Below are 15,177 nucleotides of genomic sequence, written 5' to 3'. Positions count from 1 at the left end.
AAATCATCCTTAAATGTTGTCTAACTCCAAAAAATTATTCAATATTGCTAAAAAAATAATCCCTTCAGGAGTTAATAGTCCTGTAAGATATTTTGAACCATATCCGTTTTTTACAAAAAAAGCAAACGGTGCACACATTTGGGATGTAGACAACAATCGTTACATTGATTTCTGTAATGGGTATGGTGCGTTGCTTTTAGGACATAGACGAAAGGAGATCATAAATGCCGTATCTAATCAGCTCTCAAAGGGAACTCTTTATTGTACCCCCACAGAAGCTGAAATTGAATTATCGGAACTAATCATAAAAAATTTTCCGTCAATTGATAAAGTGAGGTTGATGAATACTGGAGGCGAGGCTACAATGACTGCAATTAGATTAGCTCGTGGTTTTACTAAAAAGAAAAAAATAATTAAATTTGAAGGATGTTATCATGGTGCACATGATTCTGTTTTAGTAAAAGCAGGATCTGGTTCTGTTCATAATGGAATTTCAATATCTGATGGAGGATTAGATGAAGTTTCAAAAAATACTTTGGTTGTTCAATATAACAACATTGAGGATCTTGAGAAGACTATTCAAAAAAATAAAGATATTGCAGGAGTAATAGTAGAGCCAATTTTAGCTAATATGGGGTTGATCTTACCTGAAAAGAATTTTCTATATGATCTGAGAAAAATTACTGAACAAAACAATATCCCATTGATCTTCGATGAGGTAGTTACAGGATTTAGAGTGGCTCCTGGTGGGGCACAAGAACATTTTGGAATTAAACCTGACATTACCACAATAGCCAAAGCTCTGAGTAATGGATTTACTATATCTGCTGTGGGTGGACGAAAAGAGATCATGGACTTGCTTTCTCCTAATGGAAAGGTCTATCAGGCAAGTACATTTGCAGGTAATCCAATATCAGTTAGTGCTGCAATTAGTTCCATCAAAACAATAAACAAACTCAAAAACAAACTATATTCCAAACTTGAAAAATTTAATTTTTTATTTTCTAATGCATTAGATGATATGGCAACTGATATGAATATTCCTCACCAAATCAACTTTACATCATCAATGCTTCAGATTTTTTTTACCGCCAAACCTGTAGTTGACTATACTACATCCAAAAATGCTGATTCAAAGAAATTCAAAAAAATGTTTTACACTCTATTAAAAAATGGAATATTCATAGCCCCATCTCAGTTTGAAGTAGTCTTTTTATCTGATGCTCACACTAAAAATGATCTAAACAAAACACTTGACGCATATTATGTTGCATTAAAATCGGTGAAGCATTGAAGTATGTTGTAGGAGCTAGAAACAGTGGTTTATCATTGGCCCAAACAAACTGGGTAATAACAGAACTAAAAAAAGTAAATCCTAATTCTGAATATGAAATTAAGCCGATAATTACAAAAGGTGATACTGATTCTAGACCTCTGTTTACAATTGATCAAAAAGGAATCTTTGAGAAAGAAATTGATAGAGCAGTTGCACTCAAGGAAATAGATTTTGCAGTGCATAGTCTCAAAGATGTACCTTCTGAATTAGATGATAATTTGATCATCGCATCAATCCCAAAGCGTGAAGTAGTAAATGATGTTTTCATATCTTTTGATGGCTCAACTCTGGAAAACATCAAATCTGGTGCAGTAATTGGAACAAGTTCGTTACGTCGTGCAGTTCAAGTTTCAAGGAAAAGACCTGATGTTGTAGTTAAACCGATTCGAGGAAACATTGAGACAAGAATCAAAAAAGCTTTTGGTGAAAAATATGATGCGATAGTACTTGCTCAAGCCGGGATATCTAGATTAGGTGTTGATGTTAAATTTACTGCTTTACCTGTTGATGATTTTTCGCCTTCTCCTGGTCAGGGAGCAATTGCGATTGTTGCAAGATCTGATGATACTGAAACAATTTCAATGCTTAGAAAAATCGAAGATGCTGACTCTAGATTTGAAATTGAAGCAGAACGAGCACTATCAGACTATGTTGATTCTGGATGCCGATTCCCACTAGGTGCATATGCAAAATCAAATGGTTCTGAAATGATGTTGACTGTGACTGCTTTTTCTGTTGATGGTAAGCAATCAATACAAGTAACCAAAATCGGAGCAAAAGAGGATCCTGCATCTCTTGGTAAGCGTGTTGGTACAGAGCTCCGTGAGAAGGGTGTAAATGATCTTGCATTAAATTGGAGGGAAAAAGTGGAGGAATGGAATAAGACTTGACTGGAAAAGTGTATCTTGTAGGGGCTGGACCTGGAGATGGTAAATTAATTACATTACGTGCAGTTGAATTACTCGAAAAAGCAGATGTTGTGTTATTTGATCGATTGGTTAGTAAAAAAATAATATCAATGATTCCTAAATCTGCAGAAAAAATCTATGTGGGAAGGGCAGTAGGAGATGACACAACTCATCAAAACACAACTAATGATTTAATGGTAGAGTATGCTAAATCCAAAAAAAAGGTGGTTCGACTAAAGGGAGGCGATCCAATGATATTTGGACGCGGTGGAGAAGAGGCAGAATTTCTAAAGGCAAATAAAATCAAATATGAAATTGTTCCTGGAATTACTTCGGGTATTGGATCTGCCACATACGCTGGAATCCCTCTAACTCATAGAAAATATGCATCTTCTGTAGTTTTTGTTACAGGACATGAAGATCCAGAAAAGAAAAAAGAGATTGTTAAATGGAAAAATCTTGCGAAGTCAGTTGACACCATTGTAGTCATGATGGGATTATCTAGAATTGATATTATTTGTAAACAACTGATTGCTGGAGGTATGGACAAAACAACACCAGTGGCTGTTATTCAAAATGGTACTACTCCTAAACAAAAAATGATTAAAGGAACTGTTACCAACATTGCAAAAAAAATTAAGGAAAATAAAATCACTCCTCCAACTAACATAATTATTGGCAAGGTCGTTGATTTATCAGAAACTATTGGGTGGAAATGATGCTTGAAGGAAAAACTATAGCAATTACTCGCTCAAAAGATGATGCTACTGAATTTATCTCTCTTGTAGAGCAAAATAATGCAATTCCTATACCTTTACCGACAATTGAGCTTGTTAGCAAGGGTGAGAAAATTGTTGATGAGTTTTTAGAATCTGTTTCCAAATACTCTCCTGATTATTCTGTTTTTATGAGTTCAAAGGCAGTAAAATTATTGTTTGACACTGCAAAACAGGTTGGGAAACTGGGGGAATTGCAACTTGCTGTTGCAAATACAATGGTGATGTCTGTTGGACCAAAAACTACAATTGCACTTGAAAATGAAGGAATTAAAGTAAACTATCAACCTACTATATATTCATCAGTTGGAGTTGGTGAAGAATTTACGCAAATTCATGCTGTTGGAAAAAAGGTAATTGTTCCGCGTAGTGGTGCATCAACTCCTTTTCTAAAAGAACTACTTAACAAGATTGGAATTGATGTATTGGAGATTCATTTGTATGATGTATGTGCATTTAGAGATACCACTCAATGGAATGAATTCCGTCAATTATTTTCTCAAAATAAAGTGGATGGTATTGTTTTTACCAGTGCATCATCTGTTAGAGGATTTTTTGATATAATGTCAAAAGATTATAATGAACAGACACTGCTAGATGATCTTGGAAAATTATCTGTAGTGTCTATTGGACCTTTTACCTCAGATGAATTAAAAAAATTCAAAGTTAAAAACACTGTTGCTGAAGTTCATACTGTTGCAGGTGCTTTTGATGCAATGAAGAGTACTTTATCTGGTGATTCTAGAGTTTAATTATATTGTGAAAAATTTTTCAAGGATCTAAATATGTTAAATTGGGTTTAGACATGTTTCATAAACCTCTTTTCCAAAAACTCTTTTTCATCTACTCCTCTAAAACAGTACAGGAATAATCTATGTTGTCTTATACCCGTCTGATACTGATAATCTAATTATTTCCAAAAATAATTAAAACCTATAATATCTCATATTCTTTGAGGTGTTTTTTTAATTGAATTGGAGATGATTTGTTATTACTTTGTGGTAAAAAGATGACAATGAGATTCATGGTGAATTGTGTTTATTATGTCGTCATAAAGTGTCATTTCTACCATAGATAGTTTAGGATAATCTACAATTAACAGATCAATTTTGTTATCCTTTACATAACCAATTACCCAATGTGCAATAGAGTCAGTTAAAGCAAATTTTGTTTTGGCATGAATCCCTTCTGCTAAAGCAATTTTTTTCCAATTTTCTAATTCTACTTTTAGTTTAGAAATCTGTTGTTGAGCTCTTTTTTTATCTGATTTTGTCTCAAAAAAATAAAGTTTTGGTTGAATCTTGTACATGCATTCAATGACGGTAAAATTAGAATCAAACTTTTTAGCTAATTCTAGTCCAATATTAAATGATTTTTTGGTATGTGTTGGAGTAATAATTGCAACTGCTATATTTTTGAATATTTTGGACATGATTTTTAATATGTATTATATCCTATATTTGGATTATATAATTCTGTGATTTATGTTATACTTAGGATTTTAAGTCTATTTTTATTTAATGATGTTGCATGATAAACACTATGAAATACTAGCTACTAATGGTTTGGTATTTGGAAGTATTACTGTAAATTATACAGAATATCAATTATTAATCTCTGACCAGAATGATCTACTGAAAGAATTATCCGAATGTCATTAATACAACTCTGGATATTGATTATGCCTATCTAATTTAAAATCATAATTTTTCAACATACATCTGAAATATAGAATATTATGTATTTTCAACTATTTTCCTTGAAACACTATCTATAGTTAGTAATTTTTTCACTCCTTTTAGTTTTATTCTCTTTGATATTACTACAAGATCCACTTTTTGATTTTAAGATAATTCTTTTTCCATTTGATATAATTTGTTAATTCGCTTGTAAGTTAATGGATGTGTTCTAAAAATCTCCCCAAACTTACTGAAACTACTATTTCGTTCCCAATCCATGGCCTTTTTTACCTCATCTTCTGAAACATGCTGATCCTTGTAATACGAGGCAAATTTTGTAACCTCATAACTTGATGAAATAGGGTCAACTGCATAAAATGAACGAAGTGTAGAATTTCTTGCTTCTTGTTTTTGCAAGCTTAGACCATAGGTAATCTTTGCTAGTGCATTGGCAAGTATGGTTGGTTTTACTTGTTGTCCTGCAAAATTATCTGCATAAAATTCTCTGAGGCGTGAAAAGTAGAGTATCAAAAGATTTGTAATAAAATATACTACAAATGCACCAATCCCTATTATGACTGTGGACCCTCCTTGGTTTCTACCTCTCCCTCCAAACATAGTGGATAATGCAATAAAATATGCAATAGTTGGAATCACTGAAATTATCGTCATTACAACCATGTCATTGTGTTTTATGTGACCAATTTCATGTGCGATTACTCCTTTTACTTCGTCTTTTGTTAATGTGTCAAGTAATCCACGAGTTAGAGTTAGCGTTGCAGATTTACTTGTCCTGCCAAACACAAATGCATTGGGCATGCTAGTGTTTGCTATTGTAATTTTTGGAATCTTAACATTATTCTTATTGCATATTCCATGAGTTGTTTCTTCAATCCATGGAAATTCTTCCTTATTTAATGGACTCATGTTTGTACTCCATCTTACTATTGATGGTCCTATGGCCCATTGGATCAGACCCAAACCTACTGCCATTCCTACAGTAGCAATTATTCCAAGATTAAAATAATAACTCAAACCAGCAAGTAATGCAAAGAGTAACCCAAAAACTAAGATCAATGTAAGACTCATTGATGCTACAAGTCCCTTAATCATACATGCATCTCGATTGATGTTGAGATATAATTGTTTGAAAAGAACTATGGGATGAGTATATTTGCATGTTTAACACTTCACTGATGCTCTAAATGTTGCCTTTGACCATTTCTATATTTAACCAATCACTTTTCATTACTATACACTTCTTCTAGTTTGATGATAATATTTGAAATCACTTCATAGTTGTTGAATACTTTTTACACGGATTTGTACTAGACAAGAGTTTACAGTGTGTGTATATGAGAATTGTTTAATCATATATTATCGCTTGTGATGTACCATTGATAATAATCTACTTTTTAAAATTATTTTTTTGAATTATCAGAGTAACATAATAACATGATTTTAATTTTTTTTCTTATTTTCCAAAATAGTGAAGATGATGAGTTTAACCCAATTTTATTTTTTATTTCTTAAAGTTAAGAATTTCTATTTGCTAACTCCTCTCATTTGGGGAAATTGGTTTTTTAAGAATAAAACTATTCAATTTTAACCTGATCCGAACATAAAGATTAGACATTCCACAATTACAATATTCAAATAAAATAACTAAACCTTCTGGAATAATTCTGTATAATATTAAAAAGAACTATACTTCAATATGGATATCTCTTTTATACCATGGTGACATCTTTTAAAAATTGTTTAATGTGTAATTCTTTATTTCTTCTTGTAATTACCTCCCTTTGTTGAAATAAATTATCAAATATTATAAACTCTAGTTCCTGCTTGAATCTGGCCTATAATCTTGATACCCTGTTTATGAGTATCTTTTGAAATTCGTATTGTTGTAATCTCCTTTAATACATGTTTGATATATTTGGAGATTATATTCTCATGGCGATCTCTTTATCTTAATTTTAAATCTTAGCTAAACCTATTTAGCTATGCCTATTTTTCCTCATGTATTTATAATATAACGGGGTTATGATATGCATGACAACTGAAAATTTGGATATGGATTATTCAAAATATGATTTTAAAGACTCAACTGAACTATATGTTCATCTTAGCAAGAAAGGCCTGTCTAAGGAAACTGTAATTAGCATCAGCAAGATGAAAAATGAGCCACAATGGATGCTTGACTTTAGATTACGTTCTTATGAAATTTTTATGCAAAAACCAATGCCTACATGGGGCGGTGATCTTAGTGTTATTGATTTTCAAAACATCTACTACTATGCAAAAGCATCTGATAAAGTAGAAAAAAATTGGGATGATGTTCCAGAAAATGTCAAAAACACTTTTGATAAATTAGGAATTCCTGAGGCCGAAAAAAAATTTTTGGCAGGAGTTGGTGCACAATACGAGTCTGAAGTTGTATATCATAGTCTTAGAGAAGACTTGGCAAAACAAGGTGTTCTCTTTTTAGACACTGATGCAGCACTAAACGAACATCCAGAACTATTCAAAAAATACTTTGGTAAAATCATTCCTCCAGAGGATAACAAATTTGCAGCACTTAACAGTGCAGTTTGGAGTGGTGGCTCATTCATCTATGTTCCACCTGGCGTCAAAGTTGACATGCCCCTTCAAGCATACTTTAGAATTAATGCTGAAAATATAGGTCAATTTGAAAGAACCTTGATCATCGTAGATGAAGGTGCAGAAGTTCATTACATTGAAGGATGTACTGCTCCTGTCTATTCTTCAGAATCTCTCCACTCTGCAGTTGTAGAACTTGTTGCACTTAAAGATGCAAAATTAAGATACACTACAATTCAGAACTGGAGTAATGATGTCTACAATCTTGTAACAAAACGTGCTTATGCATATGAAGGTGCAACAGTAGAATGGATTGATGGAAACATTGGAAGTAAACTAACTATGAAATATCCTGGGGTTTATCTTATGGGTGAGCGAGCCTATGGTGAAACGCTTTCTATTGCTTTTGCTGGTAAAGGACAACATCAGGATACAGGAGCAAAGATGGTTCATCTTGCACCAAACACAACTTCTAAAGTCACATCAAAGTCGGTAAGTAGATTGGATGGGCGTTCCACTTATAGAGGAATGCTACACGTGGCAAAAGGTGCTACAAACGTAAAATCTACTGTGAGATGTGATGCTTTACTCTTAGATGATACATCAAAAACTGATACTTACCCATACATGGAAATTAATCAGGAAGATGCAACAATTACTCACGAGGCAACAGTTGGAAAAATTGGCGATGAACAAATTTTCTATCTGATGACTAGGGGATTCAATGAAGAAGAAGCACTATCCCTAATTGTTAATGGGTTCATGGAGCCATTTACAAAAGAATTACCAATGGAGTATGCTGTTGAGCTTAATCGACTCATCAAATTAGAGATGGATGACTCTGTGGGATAAACTCCACAACTTTATTTTGATTAATCATGTCTCAAGAAATTCTCTCAAAACTTAGTACAACTCACATTGATAAGATTTCTTCGTCAAGAAATGAACCTGACTGGCTCAAAGTTCACAGAAAGAACTCTTTATCTGTTTATGGTAGTTTACCAATTGAAATGTCTCCACTTTACAACAAATACACTGATGCAAAAAAAATGGATCCAGAAAAAGTATCACTTTCATTATCAACAACAGAAACAATTCCAGATTTTCTTAAAAAAAGACTAGGTGAATTACGAAATGAAATATGTATTATTCAAATTGGAACAAACATTCACAGAATACATGTGCCTGAGGATTTAAAATCCAAGGGGCTTGTAATTTCTTCAATATCTGATGCAATTAAAAATAATTCTGAACTTGTAAAAAAATCACTAGATGCATCAAATTCAAAAGATGATAAATTCACAGCGTTAAACAATGCTGCCTTTAATTCAGGTATTTTTATCCATATTCCACGTAATTTGATATTAGATAAACCCATCTACTTTTTGACTTGTCTATCTGATGACGGCCATTCTGTAATTTCAAGAAACATAATATTTGCAGACGAAAGTAGCAAAGCTGCAATTGTCCAAGAACTATACTCACCACATATTGAAGCACAACAAGCATATCTTGAATTATTAAATACTAATCTTGCAGCAAATGCTCAATTGGATATCACTACTCTGCAAATGATGGATCAACATGCTATAACTTTCTCTACAAGACGAACAGACTTGGCACAAGATGCCAAAGTCAATTGGTATTCTGGACTTTTTGGTTCCATGCTATCTAGATATAAAATTGAATACTACCTTAATGGTACTGGTGCATCGTCTAATGATTCTGAGGTAATCTTTGGAAATAATGAACAATCTTTTGACATTCAAACTAATGTAAATCATGAGAGTCCTTCTACTGAAGCAAGAGTTGTTGAAAAATCAATTCTTAGAAATAAATCCAAATCTCTCTTCAAAGGAATGATCCGAATTAAAGAAAATGCCTCAAAATCAAATTCCTTTTTGTCTGGTCGTTCAATCCTACTTGATAAAGATGCAAAATCTGATGCTATTCCTGGTTTAGAAATTTTTACTAATGATGTAAAGGCAACTCACTCTGCATCTGTTGCACAAATTGATGAAGAACAAATTTTTTATCTTAAAACTAGATGTCTCAGTCATGAAGAAGCTGAACGAACAATTATTGAAGGATTTTTGGAACCTCTCTCAAGAAAAATGTCATTTCAAGTAAGAGCCTGGATTGCATATCTTATTGAATCAAAATGGGAAAACAGAGAACTCACAATTAATACTGATGCAGAATTAGCAAAGTTTGTTGAAATTGAAGAAACACGTTACAACGAAGATTCTGAAATTGAGCAACACTACAAGTATCGGTGATAATTTTGTCTGAATGGATTAAAGCTTGTACGATGGACCAAGTAAAAGAGGGCCAACTTTTTGGATTTGTCCATGGTACAAAGAAAATTCTTCTAGCAAATCTTAAAGGAAAGATTCATGCTACTGATTTAATTTGCACTCATGCTGATGCTGATCTTTCTACTGGATTCCTAAGTGAAGAGGGTGTACGATGCCCATTACATCTATCTGTTTTTAATTTGGAGGATGGTAAACCACAAAATCTTCCTGCAGAAATTCCTCTTATTGTATACAATACTAAAATAGACGACAACGAAATTTACGTGGAGGTTTAAAAATTGCAAAGCACAGAATCATTATTTGAGAATTTGAGAAAAGATTTTCCAATTCTGAAAAGAGTTGTTAGAGACAATAAACCTCTTGTTTATCTTGATAATGCTTCTACTACTCAAAAACCAAATCAAGTAATTGAAGCAATTACTGATTACTATCAAAATCATAATGCAAACATTCACCGTGCAGTTTATGCCCTTGCTGAAGAATCAACTGAAGCATATGAGTTAACTCGGGATAAAATTGCAAATTTCATTAATGTAAAAGATCGTCAAGAAATTATTTTTGTTAGGGGCACTACTGAAGCAATTAACTTGGTTGCGTATGCATGGGGCAGACCTAATGTCCATACAGATGACATTATTGTTACTACTGAATATGAACATCATAGTAACATTGTGCCTTGGCAGCTTCTTACTCAAGAGAAACATGCTAAAATAGAATACATTAGAATGGATGATAATGGTGAGTTAATTTTAGATGATCTTGATAAATTTCTGGCAACTGGAAAGGTTAAACTCGTAACATTTAGTTTAATGTCCAATGTTCTTGGTACTATAACTGACGCACAAAAGATTATTGAGCGTTGCAAGACAGCAGGTGTTCTCACTCTCATTGATGGGGCTCAGGCAGTACCTCACATGAAAGTTGATATTGAAAAATTAGGATGTGATTTTTTTGCATTTTCTGGACATAAAATGCTAGGACCAACTGGAATTGGTGTTTTGTGGGCTAAAAAATCTGTATTAGAAACTATGGTGCCTTTCCATGGTGGCGGTGACATGATTCGAGAAGTTCACAAATATGAGACGACATGGAATGATTTACCATACAAATTTGAAGCAGGCACTCCAAACATTGCAGATGTGATAGGATTTGGTGCTGCAATTGACTATCTTACAAAGATTGGGATGGATAATGTACGAGAACATGAAGTTGAATTAACAAAATATGCTATTGAAAAGTTGTCTCAAGTTAAGGGCCTGCATATCTATGGAACAAAAGATATCTCAAAACGTGGTGGTGTAATCTCGTTTAATTTTGCAGATGTTCACCCACATGATGTAGCTCAGATTATTGATGAAGAAGGAATTGCTGTTAGATCTGGTCATCATTGTGCTCAGGTACTGATGGAAAGACTAAATGTTGCTGCAACATCCAGAGCTAGTTTTTACATTTATAATACTAAAGAAGACATTGATATTCTAGTAAATTCATTAAATATTGTGGCAAAGGTGTTTAAATTATGAGCAGTAATGCGGACATTTATCATGAAATGATTGTTGATTATTCTAGAAATCCTGTGAATTATGGAAAGATAGAGGATCACGATGTAACTTTCCACGACTCAAATCCATTATGTGGTGATAGTATTGATATTGATATGAAAATTGATGATAACAAAGTCACAGATATTAAATTTCATGGAAGAGGATGTGCAATTTGCATGGCATGTTCTTCTGTTTTAACAGAAATTACGAAAGGTAAGACTCTTGATGAGGTAAGAGCCATTGAAAAGAATGATGTGTTAGGTGAGCTAGGTCTTGAGCATCTTCAGGCAGTTCGAATAAAATGTGCTTTGCTTTCTCTCAAAGTACTCAAATCTGCTCTTTACACCTACATTGGAGAGCATCTTGAAAATACTCAAGATTTGAACACACTAAAAGAAGAGGCAGCAAATCTGTACTAGTATGAGTGATTTTACTCCTACGACTCCAATTGCACTTCAGATACGCAAAATAATCTTTGAAAAATTCAATGATGTTGATATTAACTTTACAAATGATGATGTTTTTGAAATCCTTAAAAAAAATGGTGATATTAATCCATCTTGGGTTATTGATGATGTTGAATTATTTTTTACCGAAATTTGTAATTCAGGCCTTGTCAGAAACATAGGACAGAATTTCACTACGATGTATTTGAAACTATTTGATCCACTTGAAAAAATCCATTGTAATGCATGTGATCAAGATATCTATCTTGGTTCATCTGAGGATAGAATTTGTATTAATTCTTCTTGTAATTCTTCTATTTAGTTCTGTATTTCATTGCTGCATCTTCAAGGGCTTTTATCATTGGTAGTTTCTCCCCTGTGAGATAAAGCACCAAAGCACCACCTGCAGTACTGATATGTTCAATTTTATCTGCCAATCCTAGTTGCTTTAATGCTGTTGTTAAATGTCCTCCGCTGACAATTGTCGTCGCTAAAGAATCTGCAACTGCTTTAAGCAATGCATTTGTCCCGTAACTGAATTGTTTTTTTTCAAAAAATCCAGCGGGTCCGCTGATAAATACAGTTCCTGCACTTGCAATTAATTTTGAATAATAATCTACAGTCTTTGGACCTAGATCAAAAATTTTGTCTCCCTTGCCAATCTCTCTGACATCTAATTCTACCCGTTGTCCATCTTTGTCAATTGCAACATCTACTGGTGTTGCGAATACATCTGGGTATTCTCCTATGAGTGCATGTGCTTTTGCTACTACTTCATCTTCTCGTTTGATTCCAAGAGGTGATTTTATTCTAGCTTGTGCACGCATAAACACATTGCCAATAAGACCCGTTAGTAGTATATGATCTGCACGACCATTTTGAATCAATAATTTTATTGCCTCTAGTCTATCTGGAACCTTGGAACCACCTAGAACGATCACATGTGGGGCCTTAGCTATTGTCATTATCTTATCTAAATTCCTAACTTCTCTTTCGGCAATTTTTCCTGCACATGCAGGTATAACCTGTGGAAATCCAACTATTGATGGGTGCGATCTGTGAGCACTTGGAAATGAATCTAGTACACAAAGATCAAATAATTTGGATAATCTAGAAACCATTATTGTTTTTGCTGCATTCTCTGGTGTGAATTCATAATTTTCTTCAGCACATAATCTTAGATTATCTAAAAGTAAAATATCGCCATTTTCCAGATTTTTAATTGCATTTTGTGCAGCTTCCCCAATTACATCTTCGACATATTTTATTTCCCTATTCATTAATTTCTCAAGAACTTTGGCATGTTTGTCCATTCCAGTATAGTCATTATTTCCAACTCTTCCTTGATGTGATGCGAGGACAACTTTGGCATCTTTTAATGCTGTGAGTGTCTCAATTGCTTCTTCGATTCTCTTGGTACCCATAATCTCCATTGTAACTGGATCTATTGGACAATTCATGTCCACTCTCAAGAAAACTGTCTTGCCTTTAAGGTCAAAATCATCTAATGTGAGTACCTTCACAATTTTTCTATTATTTACTTGGTTAAATTCTTTGAGGAGATCTGAATTATTTTCATTGATCTTTGTCTTGATCTCCCCTCTACAAAACTTATGTACTGACAAAAATTAAAAGACACGTGCCTGAGGCTTAATTTATTGCAAAACTGGATTTTTGATATTAGGTCACGCTCTTTTGTTCTGATGACAATTCTGTTTCTAATTCTAACTGCGCTTGTTTATTTTAGAATAACTGAAAGTTTCGATCAAAGTGTTATTTTGTATTTCTCTCAAATTGTTGGAGATCCAACAATTGACCTCATTATGCAATACATCACAGAAAGTGGTGAAGTTTTGTGGATGTTGGGATTTGGTATTTTGATGCTAATAATCCCAAAAACTAGAAGGGTTGGAATTACTATGATGATATTAATTGTGATCTCTACATTACTTACAGGATACATCAAATGTGGTGTTGATAGGGATAGACCTGATTTTGATTATGAGGGTGCCCCATTCCCAGTACCGATAAGTAAAGACACCTTTGCCTTGTTTTGTGAAGGTGGTTTTGACGCATCATATCCGTCTGGCCATGCAGCAAGATCTGTAATATTTGCAATTATTATCGGCTACTCTCTCTCCGAACTATTCCCGCGAGGTGCTTATCTCTTGTTCATTTATCCTGTAATGATTTCAATTAGTAGAATCTATGTCTTACAACACTATCCAATGGACGTCATTGGAGGAACTGTGATTGGTATAATGCTTGCAGGAGTTATGGCAAAAAGAACAAAACTTTACAAAATTTTTAACAAATCAAAAACCTAAATCACTTAATGCATTACTACTTATCAAAACTATCGCATAGTGATCATTGTCATGATGATATGTCCAATATCTTATGTCTGGAATTTCTTTTTTTTGTTTGAGCCCGTGTGTCACTCCTGTTGTTATTGTATATCCAATTCTTTTTGCAATTTTTGATTCTTTTGGAAATAATACTTTGAATCCATCTTTTTTATCTTTAAAACCTATTTTTACCATTTCTGCTACTACATCAATCGCTTCTTTTTCATCTTTTAGATCATATGTCTTTGATATTGGTAAATCTTTAGGATGAAAATCCATTGAATATGATAAAACTTCTTATCTAATATTTTTTAAAAAACTGGTTTTGCGATCAAAGTTAGTTAATTTTCTTTACCGCTAAGTCAAATCCTGAACATATTAACAACTTAATCCTGTCATTTATCATAATTGTAACATTGGCATCCGTAGAAAAGTTACTAATTCAATTACGTAAAAAGAAACAAGAAGCAACAAAGCTAAGATCACAAGCAGAAGCAGAACTAAAAAAATACCGATCTGCTGAAAAACGTTCAGCTTCTGGTATTATGTCAATTGAGAAAAAAATAGACTCTGAAAAAGAGAATGCATCTGATGTTTCTACAGTGCTTAACCAAAAAGTATCTCAATTGGAAAGTATTGAAAGACTGGTGGCGTCAGCAGAAGAACGTCTTGCTAGAGAAAAAGAATCTGTTGAAAATATTCAACAAGAGATTGAATTTGCTGAAAATCCTGAAGAAAAACAAAATGCTGAGGCTAGGTTACGTTCATTAAATGATCATATTGAAGAACTTGTCTCTGAAATTAAAAATAGAAAAAAAACTACTAAAAAAATTGCAAATGAAATTGCAAACTTTTCAAATATAAAATCAAAAATCAATTCAACCATTCAAAAACAATCTAGATCAAAACCTACTCTCCGTGAAACAATGGTAACTAGTCGCAAATCTGCAGAAAAACTTGTGAAAGAATTGGAAAGAAGAATCAAAGCAGAAGAATCTGCTAAAAATGCTTTAAATAAAGCATCTTTAAAATTCCGAGAATTTTTAGCAAGGAAACGTAAATCTAAAAGAAAACCAGCTAAAAAGACTGCAGCCAAAAGAAAACCAGCTAAAAAGACTGCAGCCAAAAGAAAACCAGCTAAAAAGACTGCAGCCAAAAGAAAACCAGCTAAAAAGACTGCAGCCAAAAGAAAACCAGCTAAAAAGACTGCAGCCAAAAGAA

General features: G+C 33.3%; 16 protein-coding genes and 1 pseudogene. 12 read left to right on the top strand and 5 right to left on the bottom strand.

Annotated elements, in window-relative coordinates; genetic code table 11:
* Positions 1 to 13 precede the first annotated feature (13 nt).
* From hemL to OEM44_07405, 4 genes are read left to right on the top strand one after another with little or no spacing between them, the layout of a single operon-like run.
* On the top strand, positions 14 to 1,294 hold the full coding sequence (hemL, locus tag OEM44_07420) for a glutamate-1-semialdehyde 2,1-aminomutase (GenBank protein ID MDH3516628.1): 1,281 nt from the start codon (positions 14 to 16) through the stop codon (positions 1,292 to 1,294).
* Complete coding sequence (gene hemC / locus OEM44_07415) at positions 1,291 to 2,226, top strand: hydroxymethylbilane synthase (GenBank protein ID MDH3516627.1); 936 nt, start codon at positions 1,291 to 1,293, stop codon at positions 2,224 to 2,226. Before hemL ends, hemC begins: the two co-directional genes overlap by 4 nt.
* A complete protein-coding gene (gene cobA / locus OEM44_07410; GenBank protein MDH3516626.1) occupies positions 2,223 to 2,963 on the top strand; it encodes a uroporphyrinogen-III C-methyltransferase in 741 nt (246 codons plus the stop codon). The genes hemC and cobA overlap by 4 nt, the downstream gene beginning before the upstream one ends.
* The gene (locus OEM44_07405) at positions 2,963 to 3,772 is read left to right on the top strand and encodes a uroporphyrinogen-III synthase (protein ID MDH3516625.1); all 810 of its coding nucleotides are present in this window, start codon (positions 2,963 to 2,965) and stop codon (positions 3,770 to 3,772) included. Before cobA ends, OEM44_07405 begins: the two co-directional genes overlap by 1 nt.
* Before the next feature lie 239 nt (positions 3,773 to 4,011).
* Here the strand turns inward: OEM44_07405 and OEM44_07400 are convergent, their stop codons facing one another.
* The 3 genes and pseudogenes from OEM44_07400 to OEM44_07390 all read right to left on the bottom strand — a co-directional run bounded on the left by OEM44_07400 (position 4,012) and on the right by OEM44_07390 (position 5,812).
* Positions 4,012 to 4,452: a universal stress protein gene (locus tag OEM44_07400; protein MDH3516624.1), complete on the bottom strand. Its 441-nt coding sequence runs from the start codon at positions 4,450 to 4,452 to the stop codon at positions 4,012 to 4,014.
* A 304-nt stretch (positions 4,453 to 4,756) separates the two neighbouring features.
* Positions 4,757 to 4,861, bottom strand: a pseudogene (locus OEM44_07395) (universal stress protein).
* Between the two features lie 3 nt (positions 4,862 to 4,864).
* Positions 4,865 to 5,812, bottom strand: a complete 948-nt coding sequence (locus OEM44_07390; GenBank protein MDH3516623.1) for a zinc metalloprotease HtpX — start codon at positions 5,810 to 5,812, stop codon at positions 4,865 to 4,867.
* Between the two features lie 960 nt (positions 5,813 to 6,772).
* Here OEM44_07390 and sufB point away from each other — a divergent pair.
* Genes sufB through OEM44_07360 form a run of 6 tightly spaced genes read left to right on the top strand, consistent with a single transcriptional unit; the run spans position 6,773 to position 11,930 of the window.
* Entirely contained in the window at positions 6,773 to 8,152 is a 1,380-nt protein-coding gene (gene sufB / locus OEM44_07385; protein MDH3516622.1) for a Fe-S cluster assembly protein SufB, read from the top strand.
* Between the two features lie 26 nt (positions 8,153 to 8,178).
* On the top strand, positions 8,179 to 9,579 hold the full coding sequence (gene sufD / locus OEM44_07380) for a Fe-S cluster assembly protein SufD (protein MDH3516621.1): 1,401 nt from the start codon (positions 8,179 to 8,181) through the stop codon (positions 9,577 to 9,579).
* Positions 9,576 to 9,893, top strand: a complete 318-nt coding sequence (locus OEM44_07375; protein ID MDH3516620.1) for a non-heme iron oxygenase ferredoxin subunit — start codon at positions 9,576 to 9,578, stop codon at positions 9,891 to 9,893. The genes sufD and OEM44_07375 overlap by 4 nt, the downstream gene beginning before the upstream one ends.
* A gap of 3 nt (positions 9,894 to 9,896) precedes the next feature.
* Positions 9,897 to 11,141 (top strand): cysteine desulfurase, encoded by a 1,245-nt coding sequence (locus OEM44_07370; protein MDH3516619.1) that lies wholly within the window; start codon positions 9,897 to 9,899, stop codon positions 11,139 to 11,141.
* Positions 11,138 to 11,581 (top strand): iron-sulfur cluster assembly scaffold protein, encoded by a 444-nt coding sequence (locus OEM44_07365; protein ID MDH3516618.1) that lies wholly within the window; start codon positions 11,138 to 11,140, stop codon positions 11,579 to 11,581. Before OEM44_07370 ends, OEM44_07365 begins: the two co-directional genes overlap by 4 nt.
* A gap of 1 nt (position 11,582) precedes the next feature.
* Positions 11,583 to 11,930 (top strand): hypothetical protein, encoded by a 348-nt coding sequence (locus OEM44_07360; protein MDH3516617.1) that lies wholly within the window; start codon positions 11,583 to 11,585, stop codon positions 11,928 to 11,930.
* Here OEM44_07360 and pgk read toward each other — a convergent pair.
* The gene (pgk, locus tag OEM44_07355; GenBank protein MDH3516616.1) at positions 11,923 to 13,131 is read right to left on the bottom strand and encodes a phosphoglycerate kinase; all 1,209 of its coding nucleotides are present in this window, start codon (positions 13,129 to 13,131) and stop codon (positions 11,923 to 11,925) included. The two genes, OEM44_07360 and pgk, sit on opposite strands and share 8 nt — an antisense overlap.
* A 180-nt stretch (positions 13,132 to 13,311) precedes the next feature.
* Here pgk and OEM44_07350 point away from each other — a divergent pair, with 180 nt between their 5' ends.
* Positions 13,312 to 13,935 (top strand): phosphatase PAP2 family protein, encoded by a 624-nt coding sequence (locus OEM44_07350; GenBank protein MDH3516615.1) that lies wholly within the window; start codon positions 13,312 to 13,314, stop codon positions 13,933 to 13,935.
* On the opposite strand, the gene OEM44_07345 is transcribed toward OEM44_07350, so the two are convergent.
* Positions 13,924 to 14,235, bottom strand: a complete 312-nt coding sequence (locus tag OEM44_07345; protein MDH3516614.1) for a hypothetical protein — start codon at positions 14,233 to 14,235, stop codon at positions 13,924 to 13,926. The genes OEM44_07350 and OEM44_07345 overlap by 12 nt on opposite strands.
* Positions 14,236 to 14,372: 137 nt before the next feature.
* On the opposite strand from OEM44_07345, the gene OEM44_07340 reads away from it, so the two are divergent.
* On the top strand, positions 14,373 to 15,177 hold an 805-nt coding region (locus tag OEM44_07340), incomplete at its 3' end, for an ATPase V (protein MDH3516613.1).

The organism is Nitrosopumilus sp. (assembly GCA_029862745.1).
In the GTDB taxonomy this organism is placed as follows: domain Archaea; phylum Thermoproteota; class Nitrososphaeria; order Nitrososphaerales; family Nitrosopumilaceae; genus Nitrosopumilus.
This window is presented reverse-complemented; position numbering and strand designations above follow the sequence as displayed.

Excerpts from the sequence above, each read along its gene's own strand:
- hemL (MDH3516628.1), top strand. The coding sequence starts at position 14 with ATGTTGTCTAACTCCAAAAAATTATTCAATATTGCTAAAAAAATAATC.
- OEM44_07405 (MDH3516625.1), top strand. The coding sequence starts at position 2,963 with ATGCTTGAAGGAAAAACTATAGCAATTACTCGCTCAAAAGATGATGCT.
- OEM44_07400 (MDH3516624.1), bottom strand. The coding sequence starts at position 4,452 with ATGTCCAAAATATTCAAAAATATAGCAGTTGCAATTATTACTCCAACA.
- OEM44_07390 (MDH3516623.1), bottom strand. The coding sequence starts at position 5,812 with ATGATTAAGGGACTTGTAGCATCAATGAGTCTTACATTGATCTTAGTT.
- sufB (MDH3516622.1), top strand. The coding sequence starts at position 6,773 with ATGGATTATTCAAAATATGATTTTAAAGACTCAACTGAACTATATGTT.
- sufD (MDH3516621.1), top strand. The coding sequence starts at position 8,179 with ATGTCTCAAGAAATTCTCTCAAAACTTAGTACAACTCACATTGATAAG.
- OEM44_07365 (MDH3516618.1), top strand. The coding sequence starts at position 11,138 with ATGAGCAGTAATGCGGACATTTATCATGAAATGATTGTTGATTATTCT.
- OEM44_07360 (MDH3516617.1), top strand. The coding sequence starts at position 11,583 with ATGAGTGATTTTACTCCTACGACTCCAATTGCACTTCAGATACGCAAA.
- OEM44_07350 (MDH3516615.1), top strand. The coding sequence starts at position 13,312 with ATGACAATTCTGTTTCTAATTCTAACTGCGCTTGTTTATTTTAGAATA.
- OEM44_07345 (MDH3516614.1), bottom strand. The coding sequence starts at position 14,235 with ATGGATTTTCATCCTAAAGATTTACCAATATCAAAGACATATGATCTA.